Below are 22,776 nucleotides of genomic sequence, written 5' to 3'. Positions count from 1 at the left end.
CTTGTCCCATCCCCACCCCGAGCTGTCCGCGCCCGCACCGCTGAAGAAGGGCGGCCTGCGGATCACCCCGCTGGGCGGCCTCGGCGAGGTCGGCCGGAACATGACCGTCTTCGAGTACGACGGCCGGTTGCTCGTCGTCGACTGCGGGGTGCTGTTCCCGGAGGAGAACCACCCGGGCGTCGACCTGATCCTGCCCGACTTCGACTCGATCCGGGACCGGCTCGACGACATCGAGGCGCTGGTCCTCACCCACGGCCACGAGGACCACATCGGCGCCACGCCGTACCTGCTGCGCGAGCGCGGCGACATCCCGCTCGTCGGCTCCGAGCTGACCCTCGCGCTGCTCGGCTCCAAGCTGCGCGAGCACCGGCTCAAGGAGACCGTGCACCACCAGGTGCGCGAGGGGGACCGGGTCAGCTTCGGCCCGTTCGACCTCGAGTTCGTCGCGGTCAACCACTCGATCCCGGACGCCCTGGCGGTGGCGATCCGCACCGGCGCCGGCCTGGTGCTGCACACCGGCGACTTCAAGATGGACCAGCTGCCCCTGGACGGCCGGATCACCGACCTGCGGGCCTTCGCCCGGCTCGGTGACGAGGGCGTCGACCTGTTCATGACCGACTCGACCAACGCCGAGGTCCCCGGCTTCACGACCTCGGAGAAGGACATCGCCCCGGTCCTGGACCGGGTCTTCCACCAGAGCGACCAGCGGCTGATCGTGGCCTGCTTCGCATCCCACATCCACCGGGTGCAGCAGGTGCTCGACGCCGCGGTCGCGCACAAGCGCAAGGTCGCCTACGTCGGCCGGTCGATGGTCCGCAACATGGGCGTGGCCAAGGAGCTCGGCTACCTCAAGGTGCCGCCGGGCGTGCTGGTCGACGCCAAGGAGCTGGCCAACCTGGCTCCCGAGAAGCAGGTGCTGATCTCCACCGGGTCGCAGGGCGAGCCGATGAGCGCGCTGAGCCGGATCGCGCAGCGCAACCACAACTTCGTGCACATCGAGGAGGGCGACACCGTCGTCCTGGCCAGCTCCCTGATCCCGGGGAACGAGAACGCGGTCTACCGGGTGATCAACGGGCTGGCCCGCTGGGGGGCCAACGTCGTGCACAAGGGCAACGCCCTGGTCCACGTCAGCGGCCACGCCAGCGCCGGCGAGCTGCTCTACTGCTACAACATCGTCAAGCCGCGCAACGTGCTGCCGATCCACGGCGAGATCCGGCACATGCGCGCCAACGCGGAGCTGGCCCGGGCGACCGGGGTCCCCGCGGACCGGGTGGTGATGGCCGAGGACGGCATCGTCGTCGACCTGGTCAAGGGCAGGGCCCGGGTCGCCGGCAAGGTCGACTGCGGCTACGTCTTCGTCGACGGCTCGTCGGTGGGCGACATCACCGAGACCTCGCTGAAGGACCGCAGGATCCTGGGGGAGGAGGGGTTCATCTCGGTGATCGTGGTGATCGACTCGGTGACCGGCAAGGTCAGCGGCGGCCCCGAGATCCATGCCCGTGGCTTCGCCGAGAGCGACGCCACCTTCGACGCCGTCAAGCCGGCGATCGTCGACGCCCTGGACAAGCTCCTCGCCGACCGGGTCGACGACACCCACCAGCTGCAGCAGTCGATCCGCCGCGTGGTCGGGCGCTGGGTGTCCAACACCCACCGCCGCCGGCCGATGATCATCCCGGTGGTCATCGAGGCCTGAGCCGCCGGGAGGGCGCCGCGGACGGATCCCGGGGCGACACGCTCCTGTGATGCGTGTGGCGGAAGTGACGATCGCCTAGAGTCCCCAGCATGGCGACCCGTACGTCTTCCCCGCCGGGGTCGCGGAGCAAGAGCACGTCCCGGAGCAGTTCCGGCCGAGGCAGCTCGAGCACCCGATCCCGGAGTACCGGCAGCCAGGCCAAGCGCAAGCCGACGCCGAAGCGCACGTCCTCCGGGACGAAGCGACCGGCCCCTCGAGCGGTCCGCAACGGTCCTGGCCCGATCTCGCGACTCTTCTCTGCCCTCGGCAGCGGGATCGCCACCGTCTGGCTGGGGGTGGCCCACACGGTGGGCGCCGCGGCCCGCTCGGTCGGCAGGACCGCCCGGGAGCTGGAGCCCGAGCACCGCCGCGACGGGGCCGGCCTGTTCCTGTTCGGCCTGTCCGTGGTGGCCGCCGCCGCCGTGTGGTGGCAGCTGCCGGGCGGGTTCATGGACGCCGCCCGCACCGTCGTCGCCGGCTCGGTCGGCAAGGTCGGCTGGTTCGTCCCGCTCCTGCTGGTCTACGTCGGGTGGCGCAACATGCGCGACCCCGAGCACAACGGCCCGGCCGGCCGTCAGGTCATCGGCTGGGCCTCACTGGGCTTCGGCGTGCTCGGCATCGTCCACATCGCCAACGGCAGCCCGCGCCCGACCTCGGGCGACACCGAGGCGCTGCACCAGTCCGGCGGCGCGATCGGCTTCGTCGTCTCCAGCCTGCTGATGGACCTGCTGCGATCGGCGTACGTCGTGGTGCCGCTGCTGGTCCTGCTCGCGGTCTTCGGCATCCTGGTGATCACCGCCACCCCCGTCTACCAGATCCCGGCCAGGCTGGCCGCCGCCCGGGACCGCCTGCTCGGCCGCCGCGCCGAGGACCCGGACGCCGAGCAGCCGACCCAGCCGATCCGGGCCCGTGGCCGCGGGGCCGACGACATCGACCCGACCATGGGCGACCCGGCCTACGACACCCCGGTCCTCGAGGACCGGGAGGTCTCCAGGCGACGCCGCAAGAAGGACCCGGAGGCCCCGACGGGCGACCCGACCGGAGTCCCCGAGTCCACCGAGGACAAGGGTGAGGACAAGGGCGACCTCGAGCCGCCCCCGCACACGCCGCTCCCGCAGCGCGTGGAGCAGCTGGCGCTCTCCGGCGACATCACCTACACGCTCCCCAACGGCGACGTGCTCAAGCCCGGCTCGGTGCACAAGGCGAAGTCCAAGGCCTCCGACGAGGTCGTGGACCGACTCACCTCGGTGCTCGACGAGTTCGGCATCGACGCGCAGGTCACCGGCTACACCCGGGGCCCGACGGTCACCCGCTACGAGGTGGAGCTCGGCCCCGGGATCAAGGTCGAGAAGGTCACCGCGCTGTCGAAGAACATCGCCTACGCGGTGGCGTCGGCCGACGTGCGGATCCTGAGCCCGATCCCCGGCAAGTCGGCCATCGGAATCGAGATCCCCAACATCGACAAGGAGATCGTCTCGCTCGGCGACGTGCTGCGCTCCGGCACCGCCCGCGGCGACCACCACCCGATGGTGTGCGGGCTCGGCAAGGACGTCGAGGGCGGCTTCGTGGTCGCGAACCTCTCGAAGATGCCGCACCTGCTGGTCGCCGGTGCGACCGGCTCCGGCAAGTCGTCGTTCATCAACTCGATGATCACCTCGCTGCTGATGCGCTCCACCCCCGACGAGGTCCGGATGATCATGGTCGACCCCAAGCGGGTCGAGCTGAACGCCTACGAGGGCATCCCGCACCTGATCACGCCGATCATCACGAACCCCAAGAAGGCGGCGGAGGCGCTGCAGTGGGTGGTCCGCGAGATGGACCTGCGCTACGACGACCTGGCCAACTTCGGGTTCCGGCACGTGGACGACTTCAACAAGGCGGTCCGGGCCGGCAAGGTCGAGCTCCCGGCCGGCAGCGAGCGGGTGCTCTCGCCGTACCCCTACCTCTGTGTGGTCGTCGACGAGCTCGCGGACCTGATGATGGTCGCACCGCGCGACGTCGAGGACGCCGTCGTCCGGATCACCCAGCTGGCGCGCGCCGCCGGCATCCACCTGGTGCTCGCCACCCAGCGGCCCTCGGTCGACGTGGTCACCGGCCTGATCAAGGCCAACGTCCCGTCCCGGCTGGCCTTCGCCACCTCGTCGCTGGCCGACAGCCGGGTGATTCTCGACCAGCCGGGCGCCGAGAAGCTGGTCGGCCAGGGTGACGGGCTGTTCCTGCCGATGGGCGCCAGCAAGCCGGTCCGGGTGCAGGGCTCGTGGGTCACCGAGGCGGAGATCGCCCAGGTGGTCGCGCACGTGAAGACGCAGCTGGAGCCGACGTACCGCGAGGACGTCACGGTGCCGCAGCAGAGCAAGCGGGAGCTCGACGACGACATCGGGGACGACCTCGACCTCGTGGTCCAGGCCATCGAGCTGGTGGTCTCGACGCAGTTCGGCTCCACCTCGATGCTCCAGCGCAAGCTGCGGGTCGGCTTCGCCAAGGCGGGTCGGCTCATGGACATCCTCGAGAGCCGCGGCGTGGTGGGTCCCAGCGAGGGCTCGAAGGCACGCGACGTCATGGTCAAGCCGGACGAGATCGACGGGGTCATCGCGACCATCCAGGGGGAGATGTGAGCAGCATGGGGGAGACGGCATGAGCGCGGCCCACGACTACGACACCCGCACCGAGCCGGAGGAGAGCGGCGGCAGCCACCTCAGCGCCGCCCCCGAGGCGGTGGAGGTCCGCCGCAACGCCGGCCTGGCGGCGCTGGTCGGCGGGGTCTCCTCGGCCGTCGCGATCGCCTACTTCGCCCGGGCCACCGGCAGCGGTGCCGCCCTCGACTGGGTGCTGTTCGCGTTCACCGCGGCCATCGGCGCGCTGCACCTGCACTCCTTCGTCGACGCCCGCACGCCGTTGCTGGTGGCCGACGGGCAGGGTGTCCGCCTGCGGCTCGGCCGCGCCTGGCGCGGCCTGCCCTGGGGCGCCCTGGCCTCGGTCGAGCACGCCCCCCGCCGCGGCCTGCTGCGCGACGGCCGACTGGTGCTGGTGCCGCACAACCCGGAGCGGGTGCTGGCCGAGCTGGACGCCTCCGGTCGACGGCAGAGCCGGGTCAGCTCGCGCCTGTACGGCGCCCCGTTCGCGGTGCCGCTCGGGCTCTCGACGCGGGTGCCGCGGCTCGAGGAGGACCTGACCACCTCGCTGCGGCGGCTCGCCGGCAGCTCGTCCCGGGTCGTCGAGCTGGTGCCCGACGTGACCGAGGAGACCGACCAGACCGATGTAGCCGACCCGACCGGCCCGACCGATATGGCCGGCCCGACCGGCATGGCCGGCGAGCCGGCCGGCACCGTGGTCGAGGAGGCCCCGGCTCCGGAGCGCGGCGAGCGGTTCGCCGTCCCGGACCTGCGACCCCGGATGGCGGCGCTGATCGCCGTCTTGGCCGCACCCCTGCGCCGGGAGAGCGCCGAGGACCGGCAGCTGGAGTCTGAGGAGCCGGAGCACGAGGAGCCGGTCGCGTCGCACGAGCCGACCGAGCCGGTCGGGCCGACGGCCAGCCGGACCCCGCTGCCGCTGCGCGAGCCCCGCTCCGGGCGGCGTACCGAGGTCACCGCCTCGGTCGTCGAGCCGGAGCCGGAGCCCCTCGAGGGCCGCGAGCTGCGCCGTCCGGGGAGCGTCAGCCTCGTGGAGGACACCCAGGTCTGGGGCGACCGGGTCAGCCCGCTCGCCCGCGTCGCGGACGCCGTCGAGCCGCTCGTGATCGACGGCGTCGCGGCCGAGCCCGCCGAGGACCCCGTCATCGGGCCGGAGATCGTCGCCGCCCGCACCCGGATCGGGATCACCGTCGACCGGCTCGCCGAGCGCACCCGGATCCGTCCGCACGTGATCGAGGCCATCGAGGTCGACGACTTCGTTCCCTGCGGCGGGGACTTCTACGCCCGCGGCCACCTGCGGACGCTGGCCCGGGTGCTCGGGCTGGACGCCGCACCGCTGCTGGCCTCCTACGACGAGCGGTACGCCGACGCGCCCATCAACCCGCGCCGGGTCTTCGAGGCCGAGCTCGCCACCGGCGCGAGCGGTGGCATCCGGTCCACGCGGGGTGGCCCCAACTGGTCGATCCTGCTCGCCGTGGTCATGGCGCTGGTGCTCGCCTGGTCGGTGGCCCGCCTGGCCATGGACACGCCCGCGGAGATCCAGAGCCCGGCGCCGCTGCTGAACGGCTCCGAGGGGCCCGGGCCGGCGGCCGTCCCGACGAACGTCACGATCAAGCTCACCGCGGAGCGGCCCAGCAACCTCGTGGTCCGCAACGGCAGGGGCAAGGTGGTCTTCGACGCGCCGGTCGAGTACGGCGAGGTGCACCGCATCGACGTCCGGGCACCGGTGACCGTCCAGGCCTCCGACGCCGGTGCGATCGCGGTCGCGGTCGACGGCCGGACCCGGGGCACCGTGGGCCGGGACGGACAGTCCGCCCGGAAGACCTACCGGGCCGGCTGAGGGCGCCGGGCCGAGGCGCCGCGACCGGCCGCGGGCGTGACGACGCTCACGTCCCGGCGTCCACACTTCGCGTGAGGTGTGCCCCAGCGGGCATACTTCGCCAGGTCATGACCACAACTCCCGCCGCCCCGTCCGACGACCTGCTCTCCGTCGCCATGGTCACGCTGGGCTGCGCCCGCAACGAGGTGGACTCCGAGGAGCTGGCCGGCCGGCTCGAGGCCGACGGCTTCCGGCTGGCGTCCGACCCGGAGGACGCCGAGGTCGTGGTGGTCAACACCTGCGGCTTCGTCGAGGCGGCCAAGAAGGACTCGGTCGACACGCTGCTCGAGGCCGCCGACCTCAAGGCGGACGGCCGGACCCGAGCGGTGGTGGCCGTGGGGTGCCTCGCCGAGCGCTACGGCAAGGACCTCGCCGGGTCCCTCCCCGAGGCCGACGCGGTGCTGGGCTTCGACGACTACCCCGACATCGCCGCCCGGCTGCGATCGGTCGTGGCGGGCGAGACGCACCAGTCGCACACCCCCCAGGACCGGCGCCGGCTGCTCCCGATCTCCCCGGTGGAGCGCGACGCGAGCGCGCTCAGCGTCCCCGGCCACGCCGCCGCGACCAAGGACGTCGGCGTCGGCGGCCCGGCCACCGGTCCCCGCGCCGTCCGCCGCCGGCTCGAGGGCGGCCCGATGGCGCCGCTGAAGCTGGCCAGCGGCTGCGACCGTCGCTGCTCGTTCTGCGCGATCCCGAGCTTCCGCGGCTCGTTCGTGAGCCGCCGACCCAGCGACGTGCTGCACGAGGCGCAGTGGCTCGGCTCGGAGGGCGTCCGGGAGCTCTTCCTGGTCAGCGAGAACTCCACCTCCTACGGCAAGGACCTCGGGGACCTGCGGCTCCTCGAGACCCTGCTGCCCGAGCTCGCGGCGGTCGAGGGCGTCGAGCGGGTGCGGGTGTCCTACCTGCAGCCGGCCGAGACCCGGCCCGGCCTGATCGAGGCGATCGCCGACACCCCGGGCGTCGTGCCCTACTTCGACCTGTCGTTCCAGCACGCCTCGGCGTCGGTCCTGCGCAGGATGCGCCGCTTCGGCGACCCGGAGTCGTTCCTCGGTCTGCTGGAGCAGATCCGGGCGATCGCACCCGAGGCGGGGGTCCGGTCGAACGTGATCGTGGGCTTCCCGGGGGAGACCGAGGAGGACCTGGCCACGCTGTGCGACTTCCTCGAGGAGTCCCGGATGGACGTGACCGGCGTGTTCGGCTACTCCGACGAGGACGGCACCGAGGCGGCGTCGTACGACGGCAAGCTGGACGAGGACGAGGTGCGGGCCCGCACCGAGCACGTGTCGACCCTGGTCGAGGAGCTCAACGCGCAGCGGGCCGAGGAGCGGATCGGCGAGCTGGTCTCGGTGCTGGTCGAGTCGGTCACCGACGGCGTCGAGGGCCGGGCCGCCCACCAGGGCCCCGAGGTCGACGGCACCACCCGGCTCGAGGTCGGCTCCGACGGCGCCGCCCCGGCGCTCGGGGACATCCTCACGGCCCGCGTGGTCGGGACCGACGGGGTGGACCTGATCGCAATCCCGGAGGGCGACCGATGAGCCAGGCCGAGCAGACCGTCAGCAACTGGAACCTGCCCAACGTGCTCACCAGCCTGCGGATCGTGATGGTGCCGTTCTTCGGGTGGGCGCTGCTGCACGACGGCGGCGACTCGGTGACCTGGCGACTGGTGGCGTTCGGGCTGTTCGCGGTCGCGATGATCACCGACAAGATCGACGGCGACATCGCCCGGGCCCGCAACATGGTCACCGACTTCGGCAAGATCGCCGACCCCATCGCCGACAAGGCGATCACCGGCATGGCCTTCATCGGGCTCGCCATCGTGATGGACACCTGGTGGATGTGGGCGGCCACTGTCGTGGTGCTGCTCCGCGAGTGGACGGTCACGTTCCTGCGGCTGTCCATCGCCAAGCACGTGGTCATGGCCGCCTCCCAGAGCGGCAAGGTCAAGACCACCCTCCAGGCCGTGGCCCTGGCCTTCCTGTGCCTGCCCCTGCTGCAGGTCGACGGTGCCCTCGACGTGCCCGGCGAGATCCTCTACGGGGTCGGTCTCGTGCTGCTGGCCGGTGCCGTGGGCATGACGATGTGGTCGGGCTACGAGTTCGTCCGCGACCTGCGCCGGCACCGCCGCACGGTCGGTCGTCCGTCGGCTCGGTAACAACAGAGGAAATTGTTCGGGTCACCCCCCGGAAAGCCTGTTCATTCGCCTCCCGGTGTTGCAGGATGTGCCAGCCGACCACCGACGATCCCGCCGGCATCCCCTGGTCGCGCGAACCGTGCTCACTCTGGGAGACCCATGTATCGCTCTGTGCGACCGCGCTCGCGTGCGCTCATCGCCGTCACATCGTTGGGGTTGATCGCGACCCCGTTGGCGCTGGCCGCCCCGGCGTCGGCCAACCCCGCCGGCACCGGCCTGGTCATCAGCGAGGTCTACGGCGGGGGTGGCAACTCCGGCTCGAGCTTCACCAACGACTTCGTCGAGATCTTCAACCCGACCGGGGGTGCGATCTCCCTGGGCGGGAAGAGCATCCAGTACCGCTCTGCCGGTGGCACGGGTGCGTCGAACAACATCTTCGCGCTGCCCTCCGTCGACCTGCCGGCCGGCAAGTCGTACCTGGTCTCCGGAGCAGCGGGCGCCACGCCCTCCACGGCACTGCCCACCCCGGACGCCACGTCGAGCATCAACCTGTCGGGCACGGGCGGTCAGGTGTACCTCGCCGCGGTCCCGGGTGCGATCGACCCCAACACGCCGCCCGGCGCCGCGGGCAGCACGTTCTCCAGTGACGTGATCGACTTCGTCGGGTGGGGCTCGAGCACCACCAGCTTCGAGGGGACCCGCGCCGCGGCCACCACGAACCCGTCGTCCGTGAGCCGCGCCGCCAACGGTGCCGACACCGACGTGAACTCGGCCGACTTCACCGTCACGAACCCGCCGACGCCCCAGAACTGCGACTGCGCGCCGCCTCCGCCGGAGGACTTCGTGGGCAGCATCGCCGAGATCCAGGGCACCGACGCCACGGTGTCGCCGTACGTGGACGCGACCGTCGTCACCGAGGGCGTGGTCACCGCGACCTACCCGACCGGCGGCCTCAACGGCTTCACGATCCAGACCGAGGGCACCGGCGGGGCGGACGACGCCACCCCGGGTGCCTCTGACGGCATCTTCGTCTACGGCCCCGGTGTCGACGAGAGCACGCTGAGCATCGGCGACTTCGTCGAGGTCACCGGGCCCGTCAGCGAGTTCAACACCGTCACCCAGATCACCGCGGACGCCGCCGGCGACGTGGTGCCCGTCGAGGGCCCCTTCGACCCGGTCACGCCGCTCGCCGCGGCCTACCCGACGACCGAGGCCGACCGCGAGGCGCACGAGGGCGAGCTGCTCGCCCCCACCGACGACTTCACGGTGACGAACACCTTCAACACCAACTCCTTCGCCGAGGTCGGACTGGCCACCGGGAACACCCCGCTGCGCCAGCCGACCGACGTCGCGGACGCTCAGGACACCGCGGCGATCAACGCCGTGGTGGCCGACAACCTCGCCCGCGGTGTGATCCTCGACGACGGCTCGACCACCAACTACCTCACCGGCAGTGACCGGAACACCCCGCTGCCGTGGCTCTCCAAGGCGAACCCGATCCGGGTCGGCGCCCAGGCGACGCTGAACGCGCCGGTGGTCCTGTCCTACGGCTTCGGGTCGTGGCGGTTCCAGCCCCAGCAGCAGGTGACCGGTGACGGCTCCGCCGTGGCGACGTTCGAGAACACCCGCACGCAGAACCAGGCCCCGGCCGAGGTCGGCGGCAACCTGAAGCTCGCGACGTTCAACGTGCTGAACTACTTCAACACCACGGGCACGGACTTCGTCGCGGCGGGTGGCTCGTGCACCTACTTCAGCGACCGCACCGGTGACCCGGTCGGCGTCAACAGCTGCAACCCGAACGGCCCGCGTGGCGCGGCCGAGGCCGAGGACTTCGAGCGTCAGCAGGCCAAGATCGTCACCGCGATCAACCTGCTGGGTGCCGACATCGTCTCGCTCGAGGAGATCGAGAACTCCGTCAAGCTGCTCGGCGAGACCGACCGCGACGACGCGCTCTCGGCCCTGGTCGACGCACTCAACGCCGAGGCCGGCGAGGGGACCTGGGACTACGCTCCCTCGCCCGCGGCCGAGGACCTCCCGGAGCTCGCCGAGCAGGACGTGATCCGCACGGCGTTCATCTTCAAGCCGGCGACGGTCGACCTGGTGGGTGCCTCGAAGGTGCTCGTCGGCAACGCCGACTTCAGCAACGCCCGGGAGCCGTTGGCCCAGGCGTTCAAGGCCGCCGGTGCGTCCGACGAGGACGCGTTCGGCGTCATCGTCAACCACTTCAAGTCCAAGGGCTCGGGCGTCAACGACGGCACCGGCCAGGGCAACGCCAACCCGGACCGGATCGCCCAGGCGCAGGGGCTCAGCACCTTCGCGGACGAGTTCGCCACCGAGCGCGGCATCGAGGCGGTCTTCCTCACCGGCGACTTCAACTCCTACACGATGGAGGACCCGCTCCAGGAGCTGTACGCCGACGGCTACACCAAGATCGAGTCGGACACCCCCGGTGAGGTGACCTACAGCTTCAGCGGTCTTGCCGGGTCCCTGGACCACGTGCTCGCCAACGAGGCGGCCGAGGCGATGGTCACCGGGGCCGACATCTGGAACATCAACTCCCCGGAGTCGGTGGCCTTCCAGTACAGCCGGCACAACTACAACGCCACGGACTTCTACGAGCCGAACCAGTTCGCGGCCTCCGACCACGACCCGGAGGTCGTCGGCCTCTCGGTCGAGGCCCCCACGGACGAGGTCCAGATCCTCGGCATCAACGACTTCCACGGGCGCATCGAGAACAACGCGTTCGGCGAGGAGGCCGGTGCCGCGGTGCTCGCCGGTGCGGTGAAGCAGCTGCGTCAGGAGAACCCGGACACGGTGTTCTCCGCCGCGGGCGACCTGATCGGTGCCTCGACGTTCGCGTCGTTCATCGCCAAGGACAAGCCCACCATCGACGCCCTCAACGAGGCGGGCCTCGAGGTCTCGGCCGTGGGCAACCACGAGTTCGACCAGGGCTACGACGACCTGCTGAACCGGGTCATGGCGCCCTACGACGCCGACACCAACAAGTTCGGTGGCGCCGAGTGGGAGTACATCGGTGCCAACGTGCACAAGCCCGGTGCCCCCGAGTCCGAGCTGCTCGAGCCCACCTGGGTCCGTGACTTCGGTGACGTGCAGGTCGGCTTCGTCGGCGCGGTCACCGAGCACCTCGACGAGCTGGTCTCCCCGGCCGGCATCGAGGGCGTGGTCATCGAGGACATCGTCGAGGCGACCAACCGTGAGGCCGACCGCCTGAAGAGCGAGGGCGTCGACATCGTCGTCCTGCTCGTGCACGAGGGTGCGGCCACCACGGCGTACGCCGACGCGGTGGACCCGGCGTCCGACTTCGGTGAGATCGTCACCGGCGTCAACGACGAGGTCGACGCGATCATCTCCGGCCACACGCACCTCGCGTACAACCACGCCGTGCCCGTGCCCGGCTGGGAGACCGAGGGCCGCGCCGTGACCACCCGACCGGTGGTCTCGGCCGGCCAGTACGGCGCCAACCTGAACCAGCTGCTGTTCTCGGTCGACCCGGGCACCGGTGAGGTGACCGGTCTCGAGCAGAACATCCTGGACCTCAAGGAGGGCAACTCCTCGCCGAACTACCCGGCCGACTCGGCCACCCGGGACATCGTCACCGCGGCCGTGGCCGAGGCCGACGTGCTGGGTGCGGAGCCGCTCGGGGACATCGCGGGGCCGTTCAACCGGGCCCGGCTGGCGAGCGGTGCCGAGAACCGGGGCGGTGAGTCGACGATCGGCAACCTGGTCGCCGAGGCACAGCGCTGGGCCACCGACACCCCGGAGGCGGGCTCCGCGGAGATCGCCTTCATGAACCCGGGTGGTCTGCGGGCCAACATGGTCGGCTCCGGTGACGGTGCCTACCCGCGCACGGTGACCTTCAAGCAGGCCGCCAACGTCCAGCCGTTCGCGAACACGCTGGTCAACATGGACATGACGGGTGCGCAGATCCGCAGCGTGCTGGAGGAGCAGTGGCAGCCGGCAGGCGCGTCGCGGCCCTTCCTGCGGCTCGGCACGTCCGAGGGGTTCACCTACACCTACGACCCGACCGCGGACGCCGGCTCGCGCATCACCCAGATGCGCCTCGACGGCCGGATCGTCCGTGACTCGGACGTGCACTCGGTGACGGTCAACTCCTTCCTGGCCGCCGGTGGCGACAACTTCGGCACCTTCGCCGACATCACCGGCAAGCAGGACACCGGCAAGATCGACCTGAGCGCCATGGTCGACTTCATGGACGAGTTCGCGAGCGACAGCCCGCTGCCGGTCGACTACGCCCAGCGTGTCGTCGGGGTCCGCACAGAGCCGTTCTACATCGACGGCGAGAACGTGGACTTCTCGCTCTCGTCGCTGGCGATGACCGGTGCCGGTGACCTGCAGGACAACGAGGTCGAGGTGTCCCTCGACGGCGAGCTGCTCGGAACCTTCCCGGTGGACAACAGCCGGGGCGCGACGATCAGCGACGAGTACGGCACCGCCGAGGTCTCCGTCCGGCTGCCCGAGGGCACGCCGGTGGGCACCACGGTGCTCACGGTGACCGGTCCCACGACCGGCACCACCGTGCAGGTCCCGGTCCAGGTCCGGGTCCGGCGCGCGGCGTCCGAGGTCTCGGTCACCGCGACCCCGGACGTGCTCAAGGTGAAGAAGGGGACCTCGTCCCTGGACGTCACCGTGACCTCGACCGGGGGCACCCCGGCCGGCTTCGTGGCGGCGTACGTCGATGGTGAGTTCGCCACGGCGGCCCCGCTGTCGGAGGGCTCCGCGACGCTCGAGGTCGGTCCGTTCGACACGGTCGGCGAGAAGGAGATCACCGTCGAGTACATCGGTGACCTCTACACGGAGCCGTCCAGCGGCAGCACCACCGTGACCGTCCAGAAGGCGCGTCCGAAGGTCAAGGTCAAGCACAAGGACAAGCGGATCGAGGTCCGCAAGGAGCGGGTCCGCCTCAACGTGCAGGTCCTGGCCGACGGCATCACCGGCACCGGCGAGATCGTGTTCAGCAAGGGCAGCACCGTGCTGGGCAGCCGGACCCTGGACGACGGCCGGGCCAGCATGCGCCTGCCGAAGTTCGGGTCGAAGGGCAGGAAGACGATCACCGTCAGCTACTCCGGTGACGACCTGCTCGAGCCGCGCACCGTGGAGGAGGTGATCCGCGTCGTCCGTCGACGCTGATCACAGGGAGCACATCGCCGTCGGCGTCCGGGGCAGTCTCGCCCCGGGCGCCGACGGCGCATTTCGGGTGGAGGCGCCGACGGCGCATCTCGGGTGGTGGCGGCTCAGTCCTGCGGGTCGGAGCCGGCCAGCCGGAAGGCGGCCTGCACCAGCGTCAGGTGGCTGAACGCCTGCGGGAAGTTGCCGGTCATGCAGCCGCTGGCAGGGTCGTACTCCTCCGAGAGCAGGCCGACGTCGTTGGTGAGCCCGGTCAGGCGGTCGAACAGGGCCCGGGCGTCGTCGTGGCGTCCCGCCGCGGCGTACGCGGAGACCAGCCAGAAGGAGCAGGCAAGGAACGGGTGCTCGTCGCCGGCGAGCCCGTCCACACCGGACTCGGTGCGGTAGCGCAGGAGCAGCCCGTCGCGCATGAGGTCCTCCTCGACAGCGGCGATCGTGCCGAGGACCCGTGGGTCGTCGCCGTCGAGGAAGCCGACCAGCGGCAGCACCAGCAGTGAGGCGTCGACCTCGGAGGTGTCGTAGTGCTGGGTGAAGGTGTTGCGCTCCCGGTCGAAGCCGCGCTCGAGGACCTCGGCACGGACCTCGTCGCGGAGCGTGCGCCACTCCTCGACCGGACCCTGCAGTCCGTGCCGCTCGGCGGCGTCCACCGCCCGGTCGAAGGCGGCCCAGACCATGACCCGGGAGTGGGTGAAGGACCGCTTCGGCCCACGGATCTCCCAGATCCCGTGGTCGGGCTCCTGCCAGTGCCGGGCGAGGTCGTCGACCAGGGCCCGCTGCAGCGCGAGCGCGTCGTCGTCGCACTCGAGGCCGGCGTCGCGGGCCTTGGCGAGGGCGATCATCACCTCGCCCAGCACGTCGGTCTGACGCTGCCCGGCGGCACCGTTGCCGATCCGCACCGGGCGGGACCCGGCATAGCCGGGCAGGTGGTCGAGGGTGTGCTCGTCGAGGCGCCGGGCGCCGTCGACGGTGTACATGATCTGGAGGTCCTCGGGGTCCCCGGCCACCGCGCGCAGCAGCCAGCCCCGCCACAGCTCGGCCTCGGCGGTGTAGCCGGCCTCCACCAGCGACTCCAGGGTGAGCGCGGCGTCGCGCAGCCAGCAGTACCGGTAGTCCCAGTTCCGCTCGCCGCCCAGGAACTCGGGCAGGGACGTCGTGGGGGCCGCCACGATGCCGCCGGTGAGCTCGTGGGTGAGCAGGCGGAGCGTGAGCAGCGAGCGGATCACCAGCTCGCGGTGCGGGAGGTCGGTGCGGCAGCGGCCGGCCCACTCCTCGTCCCGGGCCTGGGCCTCGGCCTCCCGGTCCCCGTGCAGCAGGGGGTCCGGGAAGCTCGCGTGGGAGGGGATCCAGGTGGTGGAGAACGACAGCCGATCCCCCCGGGAGACGTCGAACTCGTCGCAGTGCCGGCTGTCGGCGGCCTGGGGGAGGCGCGGCCCGCGGAGCACCAGCTTGTCCGGCCCGGCCGTGGCGACGATGACCTCCTCGTCGGGCGCCCCCTCGCGCTGCAGCCGTTGCCGGTGCACCCACGGCCGGATGGCCCCGTAGTCGGGACGGACGATCCACTCGTGCCGGACCCGGACCGTGCCGTCGAGGCCCTCGAGCCGGCGCACCAGGTCCGACCGGCCGTCGCCGCTGGGCATCGAGTCCACCAGCCGCAGGCGGCCCGAGTCGGTGCTGAAGACGGTCTCCAGCACGGCGGAGTGGCCGAGGTACCGGCGCTCGACCGTGTAGTCCTCGACCGGGCAGATCTGCCAGTGACCGTGCGTGTCGTCCCCGAGCAGGGCGGCGAACGAGGCGGCCGAGTCGAAGCGCGGCAGGCACAGCCAGTCCACCGACCCGTTCTTGCCCACCAGCGCGGCGGTGTGCCGGTCGCCGAGCAGGGCGTAGTCCTCGATGGGCTGCCTCGCCTCGTGAGTCGTCATGCATGCCAAGGTATCCACATGACCCCCGCCGAGCCCGACGAGCCCGCCGAGTTCGACGAGCCCAGTACCCCGGAGGGTCGCGCGGCGACGGTGCTGGCTGCCGTGGCCGCGCGGGGCGGCACCCTGGCCACCGCCGAGTCGCTCACCGGCGGCCTGCTCGGGGCGACGCTCACGGCGGTGCCCGGCGCCTCGGAGGTGTACGTCGGCGGGGTGGTGGCCTACGCGACCCGGCTCAAGGTGACCCTGCTCGGGGTTCCGGAGGAGGTGATCGCCCGGCACGGGGTGGTCTCGGGCGAGTGCGTCTCGGCGATGGCCCGTGGGGTCGCGGCCCGCACGGGGGCGGAGTGGGGCCTGGCCACGAGCGGCGTCGCCGGGCCGGGGGAGCAGGACGGGGTGCCGGCCGGCACCGTGTGGGTGGCCGCGGCCGGCCCCACGGGGGTGGCGGTCCGCAGGCACGACCTGCCCGGCGACCGGGCCCGGGTGCGTCGGGCCGCCTGCCTCGCGGCGCTCGACCTGGTGATGGAGATGGCGCCCACGGCGTAGCGGCGCGCGGGAAGAATCGGCGACCCGGTAGCGTTGGGCAGGTCACCGCAGAAAGGACAGGCCCATGGTGCTCTTCCGACGCCTCCTCGGCGAGGTGCTCCGCACGCAGCGCATGCACCGGGGCCTGACCCTGCGCGAGGTCTCTGCGGACGCCCGCGTGAGCCTGGGCTACATCTCGGAGATCGAGCGCGGACAGAAGGAGGCCAGCTCGGAGCTGCTGGCCTCGCTGTGCAGCGCCCTCGACGTCTCGCTGGCCGACGTCCTGCGCGATGTCAGCGATGCGATCGCGGTGGAGGAGCAGGCGCTCGAGCTCGCGGCGACCCCGATCACGGTCCGCTCCCGCTCCGGCGACGTGGTGGCCTCCGCGGCCTGATCGCGCAGCCTGACCGCGGCGGCGCCAGGGCCTACCGGACCCGCACCGCGGACCCGGGCTCCGGCGCACCCCATGGTCCGGGGTGCAGGATGCCCGCCAGCGTCTCGACCCCGTCGACGAGCCGCGGGCCGGGCCGGGCGAACGCCGCATTCGCGTCCACCGCCCACACGGGGACCTCGTCGGGCAGGACGCCGGCGGCCACGACGTCCTCGGCCAGGCGGGCTGAGGCGGGGAGGTCGAAGCCGCACGGCGCGCACACCACCACCTCCGGCGCCGCCTCCGCGACCTCGGACCACGTGGTCCGTCGGGAGGCCCGTCCGGCCTCGCCCAGGGCCGAGGTTCCTCCGGCGTGCTCCACCATCTCCGGGACCCAGTGGCCCGGTGCGAACGGTGGGTCGGTCCACTCCAGGACCAGGGTGCGTGGCCGTGCCGCGGCGGCCACCCGACGGGACACCGCGTCCAGCCGCGCGCGGAGCGAGGCCACCAGCGCCGCCGCCCGCTCCTCGGTGCCCGTGGCCGCGCCAAGGGTGACCACCGATTCCAGGACCTCGTCGAGGGTGTGAGGGTCGACGGTGAGCACCTCGGCCGAGCCCCCGAGGTGGGCCATCGCGTCGTCGACCACCGAGACGTCGACCGCACAGACCGCGCACAGGTCCTGGGTCACCACGAGGTCGGCGGACAGGCCGCTCAGGGCACCGCGGTCGAGGTGGTAGAGGTCGGCGCCCTCGCGCACCGCACGCGCGACGTGCTCGTCGATGCCCGCCGGGTCGAGACCCTCGGGGAGGGTGGTGCCGGAGACGATCGTCCGGGTCCGCGCCTCGGCAGGGGTGTCGCACTCGAAGGTCACGCCCACGACCGCGTCACCGGCGCCGATCGCGAAGAGGATCTCGGTGGTCGAGGGCAGCAGCGAGACGATCCGGTGGTGGTCCATGGCGCCCAGCCTCGCACGCGTGGGCGCACCTCAGGCGGGCTGGCAGCGCGGGCACCAGTACGTCGCCCGCTCGCGGCCCGGCGCGCCGGTCATCTCCACCCGGATCCGCTGCCCGCAGCGCAGGCATGGCTTGCGGTCCCGGCGGTAGACCCAGTGCTGGTGGCCGTGCCGCAGGTTGCCGGTGGTGGTCTGCGCGCTGCGCTCCTTGTTGGCCTCCAGCAGCACCCGGGCGCGGTCCACGAGCCGATCCAGGCGCGGGACCGAGGAGACCGGGGTGGTGGGGTGCACCCCGGCCAGGAAGCACAACTCGTTGGCGTAGAGGTTGCCGAGGCCGGCCAGGTTGCGCTGGTCGAGCAGGGCCTGCACCAGAGCACGGTCGCCGTCGACGCGGAGCCGGGCGAGGGCCTCGCCCGCTCGCCAGTCCGGCCCGAGCAGGTCGGGACCGAGGTGCCCGACGGTGTCGGCCTCCGCATCGCGGGGCAGCAGCTCCACGATCCCGAGTGCGAAGCCGACCGCCTTCCAGCGCGGGGTGCGCAGCAGGATCCGCGCCTCGTGCGCCGGGCGTCGCCACGCCGACTCGGGGCGGTAGAGGTGCCACGAGCCCTCCATCTTCAGGTGCGTGTGCAGGGTGACGTCGTCGCCGATCCGGGTCAGCAGGTGCTTGCCCCGGGCGAGGGTCTCGTGCACCACCTGGCCGGCCAGGTCGACCGTGGCCAGCTCGGGCACCCGGAAGTCGGTGCCGGTCAGCGTCGCGCCGCTGAGCGCCTGGTCGAGCGAGCGCGCGGTCCGCCAGACGGTGTCCCCCTCAGGCACGGAGCCTCAGCCCCCGCGGTGTGGCGACGAAGCCGGCGGCGCCCAGTGCAGTCCGGAGCGGGGTGGAGCCGTCCCCGCCACCGAGGACGTGCTCGCCGTCGGCCTTCTCCACGGTCATCCGGCCCAGCTGACCGCGACGCGCCGCGGTCGCGAGCGCCTCGGCGGCCGGACCCAGCGCCTCGGGGTCGTCGGTGAACGTGAGCAGCGTGCGACCGCCCCGCTCGACGTACACCGCCAGCGCCCCCTCGACGAGCACGACCAGCCCCCCCGCCTTGCGCCCCGGCCGGTGGCCGGACGCCTGGCCGGACGACTGGCCGGACGACTGGCCCGCGGCCCCGTCGGTGGCCCGCTCGGGCCACGGCAGGGCGGCGCCGAACGGGTTGGCCGGGTCGGTCGCGGCCAGGGTGACCGCGGACGGCTTGGCCCCCGGAGGGGCCTCGGTGAAGGTGCGCAGCCGGTCGACGGCGCCGGCGGTGCCGAACTGGGCGGCGCCGAGGCCGGCCACGAAGTAGCCACGCCGGCACCTGCCCTGCTCCTCGAACGCCGACAGCACCCTGTACACCGCCGCGAACCCGCCGGGGACCCGCTCGCTCTGGACCGCGCCCCTGGTGACCACGCCGTGCCGGTCGAGCAGGCCCTCGGCCACGGCGTGCGCCCGACGCGTGGGGTCGGGGTCGACGGCGGGCACCAGGGACCAGCGGCCGCTGGCCTCGGGCGGCCCGCCCCGGCTCGGCAGGCCCCGGCCGGCGCCCCGCGCCCGGACCCCCCGGGCGCGGGCCGGCGGCCGCCGGGTGCGGTGCGACCCGGAGCCGGAGCGGGCCAGGGCCCGCAGTGGCGCCAGCGTGTCGTTGGTGACCCGGCCGGACCAGACCAGGTCCCACAGCGCCGCCGAGGTGGCCCGGTCGTCGGCGGTGCCCACCGAGGCGGCCACCGAGTCCGCGAGCTGCCGGAAGAACCAGGCCCCACCCGGCTCCAGGGCGGCCAGCAGGGCCGCGTGCTGCTCCCCGAGGTCCAGCTCGGCGGGGGGCGGCAGCGTCAGCGGGGCCCGGTCGGCCAGGTGCAGCGACACCCAGCCGTCGCTCCCGGGCAGCGCGGCGTGGCCGGCCCAGGTGATCTCGCCGGTGGCCATCAGCTCGTCGAGCATCGCCGGCGCGTAGTCGGCCACCCGGGCCGCCAGCACCAGGGGCTCGAGGGCCGAGGCCGGGACCGGGCAACCGGCGAGCTGGTCGACGGCGGTGACCACCCCGTCCAGGCCACGCAGTGTCGAACGGCGGCCGGTGTCACCGGTGACCAGGTGCTGCCACGGCGGCAGGAACCGGCCCAGGACCTCCGGGTCGACCGGCTCCACCTCCTTGCGCAGGCGGGCCAGGGACCGTCTCCGGAGCCGGCGCAGCACCTCGGCGTCGCACCACTCCGCGCCGGCGCCGGCCGGCCGGAACTCGCCCTCGAGGACCCTGCCCTGCCCGGCCAGCCGCTGCAGGGCCTGCCGGGCCACCGCCGGCCCCAGCCCGAGCCGCTGCGCCACCTCGGCGGTCGTGAACGGGCCGTGGGTCCGCGCGAAGCGGGCGACCAGGTCGCCGAGGGGGTCCTCGACCGGGTCGGCGAAGACGTCCGGGGTGCCCGGGGGGACCGGGACGCCGAGGCCGTCCCGCAGGCGGGCCACGTCCTCCACCCCCGCCCACCGCTCGACGCCGGCCATGCGCACCTCGACCACCCGCCGGGACCCGGTCAGCGCGGAGAGCCAGTGGTCGACGTCGGCCCCCTCGACCGACCGCTCGACCACCTCCTGCCGGGACAGCGGGCCCAGCAGGCGGAGCAGGTCGGCGAGGCCCTCCGCGTCGCGGGCCCGCCGGTCCGGGGCCACGCGTTGCAGCTCGGCCTCGACCTCGGCCAGCACGTCGGGGTCCAGCAGCTCGCGCAGCTCGGCCCGGCCCAGCAGCTCGGCGAGCAGCCCCTGGTCCAGCTGGAGGGCGGCCGCCCGACGCTCGGCGATCGGCGAGTCGCCCTCGTAGACGAACTGGGCGACGTAGCCGAACAGCAGGCTCCGGGCGAACGGCGACGGGGTCTGGGTCGTCACGTCGAGGACCCGCACCTCCCGGCGGTCGAGCCGGCGCATCAGCGTGACCAAGGCCGGGAGGTCGTAGACGTCGCGGACCACCTCGCGGACCGCCTCGAGGACGATCGGGAAGGACGGGTACCTCGAGGCCACGTCGAGCAGCTGGGCCGAGCGCTGGCGCTGCTGCCACAGCGGCGAGCGACGCCCCGGGTCCCGCCGGGGCAGGAGCAGTGCGCGGGCGGCGCACTCCCGGAACCGGCTGGCGAAGAGGGCCGAGCCACCCACCTCCGAGGTGACCAGGTCCTCGATCTCGTCGGCCTCGAAGACCACCACCTCGCCGGTCGGCGGGTCCGCCTCGGCGTCGGGGATCCGGAGCACGATCCCGTCGTCGGAGGCCACCGCGGAGGCCTCCACGCCGAACCGCTCGCGCAGCCGCACGTTGATCGCCAGCGCCCACGGCGCGTGCACCGGGGTGCCGTAGGGGGAGTGCACGACCAGCCGCCAGTCACCCAGCTCGTCGCGGAACCGCTCCACCACGATGCTGCGGTCGTCGGGGACCACCCCCATCGCCTCGCGCTGCTCGGTCAGGTAGCCGACCAGGTTGTCCGCCGCCCAGGCGTCCAGCCCCTGGTCCCGCGCCCGGCGTACGGCGTCGGCCCGGGGCAGCGCGGCGAGCTCGCGGGCGAAGCCACCCACCGCCTCGCCGAGCTCGGCCGGGCGGCCGAGGGTGTCGCCCTTCCAAAACGGCAGACGACCCGGCACCCCCGGGGCGGGGGTCACCAGGACCCGGTCGTGGGTGATGTCCTCGATCCGCCAGCTGGTGGCGCCGAGCGCGAACACGTCGCCCACCCGTGACTCGTAGACCATCTCCTCGTCCAGCTCCCCGACCCGCTTGCCGGGGCCGTCGCCACCGACCAGGAAGACCCCGAACAGGCCGCGGTCGGGGATCGTGCCACCGCTGGTGACCGCGAGCCGCTGGGCACCCGGACGGCCGGACAGCCGACCGGCCACGCGGTCCCACACCAGCCGGGGCCGCAGCTCGGCGAACTCGTCGCTGGGGTAGCGACCCGAGAGCAGGTCCAGCGTCGCGTCGTAGGCGCTGCGGGGCAGCGCCGAGAACGACGCGGTGCGGCGGACCAGCTCGTAGAGCGCGTCGACGTCCCAGTCCTCGATGGAGGTCGCGGCGACCACCTGCTGGGCGAGGACGTCGAGCGGGTTGGCCGGCACGGAGAGCGACTCGATGGCCCCGGTGCGCATCCGCTCCACGGCCACGGCGGTGGGAGCCAGGTCGCCGCGGTGCTTGGGGAACAGCACGCCGCGGGAGATCTCCCCGACCTGGTGCCCGGACCGGCCGACCCGTTGCAGCGCGCTGGCCACGCTGGGCGGGGACTCGATCTGGATCACCAGGTCGACCGCACCCATGTCGATGCCGAGCTCGAGGCTGCTGGTGGCGACCACGCAGGGGAGGTGGCCGCGCTTCAGGTCGTCCTCGATGAGGGCGCGCTGCTCCTTGCTGACCGAGCCGTGGTGGGCGCGCGCGATCAGGGGCGCCGCCCCGAGGCTCGCGCCGGCCTGGCCCTCCGCCTGGGCCGGCCGCCCCGCCTCGGTGCCGTCCCCCGGCTGGCCGGCGGGCGTCTCGACGCCGGCGCGCTCGGCGGCGATCTCGTTGAGCCGGGCGGTGAGCCGCTCGGCGAGGCGGCGGGAGTTGGCGAAGACGATGGTGGAGCTGTGCGCCTCGACCAGGTCGACCACCCGCTCCTCGACGTGCGGCCACAGCGAGGTGTGCCGCGGGCCGCCGGCGGCCGGGCCGTCGAGCTCCTCGACCGGCTGGCCGAGCTCGGTCATGTCCTCGACCGGCACCACGACCTGGAGGTCCCAGCGCTTCTCCGACGCGGGAGCCACCACCTCCACCGGCGCGCTGCCGCCGAGGAACCGGGCCACCTCGTCCAGGGGCCGGACGGTCGCGGAGAGCCCGATCCGCTGCGACCGGCGCCCGGTCAGCTCGTCGAGCCGCTCCAGGGTCAGCGCCAGGTGGGCGCCGCGCTTGGTGCCGGCGACCGCGTGCACCTCGTCGACGATCACGGTCTCCACGCCGCGCAGGGACTCCCGGGCCTGCGAGGTGAGCATGAGGAACAGGGACTCGGGGGTGGTGATCATGATGTCCGGCGGCGTGGTCGCCAGCCGGCGTCGCTCGGCCGGGCTGGTGTCGCCCGAGCGGACCCCCACCCGGACGTCGGGGACCGGGACGCCCAACCGGTCGGCGGTGTGCCGGATGCCGGTCAGCGGGGCGCGCAGGTTGCGCTCGACGTCGACGGCAAGGGCCTTCAGTGGCGAGACGTAGAGGACCCGGCAGCGCTGCTGCTTCTGCTCGGGCGGCGTGCTGGAGACCAGCCGGTCGATGGCCCACAGGAACGCCGAGAGCGTCTTGCCCGAGCCGGTGGGCGCGACGACCAGCGCGTTGCGACCCTCGCCGATCGCGGTCCAGGCACCCTCCTGGGCCGGGGTCGGCGCCGCGAACGCCGCGGCGAACCAGGCCCGGGTCGGCTCGCTGAACCGGTCGAGGACCGGCACTCCGGTGGGGGGCACGCGTTCATCCTGCCCGA

General features: G+C 73.0%; 12 protein-coding genes. 8 read left to right on the top strand and 4 right to left on the bottom strand.

All coding sequences use genetic code 11. From position 1 onward, the window contains the following. The first annotated feature begins 1 nt into the window (after window position 1). The 6 genes from IE331_RS09445 to IE331_RS09420 all read left to right on the top strand — a co-directional run bounded on the left by IE331_RS09445 (window position 2) and on the right by IE331_RS09420 (window position 13,541). The gene (locus tag IE331_RS09445) at window positions 2-1,693 is read left to right on the top strand and encodes a ribonuclease J (RefSeq protein ID WP_192142803.1); all 1,692 of its coding nucleotides are present in this window, start codon (window positions 2-4) and stop codon (window positions 1,691-1,693) included. Between the two features lie 89 nt (window positions 1,694-1,782). After that, complete coding sequence (locus IE331_RS09440) at window positions 1,783-4,347, top strand: FtsK/SpoIIIE family DNA translocase (protein ID WP_192142801.1); 2,565 nt, start codon at window positions 1,783-1,785, stop codon at window positions 4,345-4,347. Between the two features lie 19 nt (window positions 4,348-4,366). Continuing rightward, entirely contained in the window at window positions 4,367-6,202 is a 1,836-nt protein-coding gene (locus tag IE331_RS09435) for a helix-turn-helix domain-containing protein (protein ID WP_192142800.1), read from the top strand. A 107-nt stretch (window positions 6,203-6,309) separates the two neighbouring features. Next, on the top strand, window positions 6,310-7,776 hold the full coding sequence (gene rimO / locus IE331_RS09430; protein ID WP_192142798.1) for a 30S ribosomal protein S12 methylthiotransferase RimO: 1,467 nt from the start codon (window positions 6,310-6,312) through the stop codon (window positions 7,774-7,776). Continuing rightward, entirely contained in the window at window positions 7,773-8,393 is a 621-nt protein-coding gene (gene pgsA, locus IE331_RS09425; protein WP_192142795.1) for a CDP-diacylglycerol--glycerol-3-phosphate 3-phosphatidyltransferase, read from the top strand. The genes rimO and pgsA overlap by 4 nt, the downstream gene beginning before the upstream one ends. A gap of 195 nt (window positions 8,394-8,588) precedes the next feature. After that, window positions 8,589-13,541 carry an ExeM/NucH family extracellular endonuclease gene (locus IE331_RS09420; protein WP_192142793.1) on the top strand — a complete coding sequence of 1,651 codons (4,953 nt, stop codon included), beginning with the start codon at window positions 8,589-8,591 and terminating at the stop codon, window positions 13,539-13,541. Window positions 13,542-13,645: 104 nt separating this feature from the next. On the opposite strand, the gene IE331_RS09415 is transcribed toward IE331_RS09420, so the two are convergent. Further along, window positions 13,646-15,457 carry a glycoside hydrolase family 15 protein gene (locus IE331_RS09415; protein ID WP_192142791.1) on the bottom strand — a complete coding sequence of 604 codons (1,812 nt, stop codon included), beginning with the start codon at window positions 15,455-15,457 and terminating at the stop codon, window positions 13,646-13,648. Between the two features lie 18 nt (window positions 15,458-15,475). On the opposite strand from IE331_RS09415, the gene IE331_RS09410 reads away from it, so the two are divergent. Together IE331_RS09410 and IE331_RS09405 are read left to right on the top strand one after the other, a co-directional pair. Further along, window positions 15,476-16,000 carry a CinA family protein gene (locus tag IE331_RS09410; RefSeq protein WP_192142789.1) on the top strand — a complete coding sequence of 175 codons (525 nt, stop codon included), beginning with the start codon at window positions 15,476-15,478 and terminating at the stop codon, window positions 15,998-16,000. A gap of 64 nt (window positions 16,001-16,064) precedes the next feature. Next, on the top strand, window positions 16,065-16,373 hold the full coding sequence (locus tag IE331_RS09405; protein WP_192142787.1) for a helix-turn-helix domain-containing protein: 309 nt from the start codon (window positions 16,065-16,067) through the stop codon (window positions 16,371-16,373). A 31-nt stretch (window positions 16,374-16,404) separates the two neighbouring features. Here IE331_RS09405 and IE331_RS09400 read toward each other — a convergent pair whose 3' ends face one another. From IE331_RS09400 to IE331_RS09390, 3 genes are read right to left on the bottom strand one after another with little or no spacing between them, the layout of a single operon-like run. Then, on the bottom strand, window positions 16,405-17,304 hold the full coding sequence (locus IE331_RS09400; protein ID WP_192142785.1) for an ABC transporter substrate-binding protein: 900 nt from the start codon (window positions 17,302-17,304) through the stop codon (window positions 16,405-16,407). Between the two features lie 30 nt (window positions 17,305-17,334). Further along, window positions 17,335-18,117 (bottom strand): Fpg/Nei family DNA glycosylase, encoded by a 783-nt coding sequence (locus IE331_RS09395; protein ID WP_192142783.1) that lies wholly within the window; start codon window positions 18,115-18,117, stop codon window positions 17,335-17,337. Then, window positions 18,110-22,744: an ATP-dependent helicase gene (locus IE331_RS09390; protein WP_192143218.1), complete on the bottom strand. Its 4,635-nt coding sequence runs from the start codon at window positions 22,742-22,744 to the stop codon at window positions 18,110-18,112. Before IE331_RS09390 ends, IE331_RS09395 begins: the two co-directional genes overlap by 8 nt. Window positions 22,745-22,776 lie beyond the last annotated feature (32 nt).

The organism is Nocardioides donggukensis, from assembly GCF_014842875.1.
Lineage (GTDB): Bacteria > Actinomycetota > Actinomycetes > Propionibacteriales > Nocardioidaceae > Nocardioides > Nocardioides donggukensis.
This window is presented reverse-complemented; position numbering and strand designations above follow the sequence as displayed.

What these genes read in the sequence shown, in the direction of transcription:
- IE331_RS09440 (WP_192142801.1), top strand. Translation starts at nt 1,783, where the DNA reads ATGGCGACCCGTACGTCTTCCCCGCCGGGGTCGCGGAGCAAGAGCACG.
- IE331_RS09435 (WP_192142800.1), top strand. Translation starts at nt 4,367, where the DNA reads ATGAGCGCGGCCCACGACTACGACACCCGCACCGAGCCGGAGGAGAGC.
- rimO (WP_192142798.1), top strand. Translation starts at nt 6,310, where the DNA reads ATGACCACAACTCCCGCCGCCCCGTCCGACGACCTGCTCTCCGTCGCC.
- pgsA (WP_192142795.1), top strand. Translation starts at nt 7,773, where the DNA reads ATGAGCCAGGCCGAGCAGACCGTCAGCAACTGGAACCTGCCCAACGTG.
- IE331_RS09415 (WP_192142791.1), bottom strand. Translation starts at nt 15,457, where the DNA reads ATGACGACTCACGAGGCGAGGCAGCCCATCGAGGACTACGCCCTGCTC.
- IE331_RS09410 (WP_192142789.1), top strand. Translation starts at nt 15,476, where the DNA reads ATGACCCCCGCCGAGCCCGACGAGCCCGCCGAGTTCGACGAGCCCAGT.
- IE331_RS09405 (WP_192142787.1), top strand. Translation starts at nt 16,065, where the DNA reads ATGGTGCTCTTCCGACGCCTCCTCGGCGAGGTGCTCCGCACGCAGCGC.
- IE331_RS09400 (WP_192142785.1), bottom strand. Translation starts at nt 17,304, where the DNA reads ATGGACCACCACCGGATCGTCTCGCTGCTGCCCTCGACCACCGAGATC.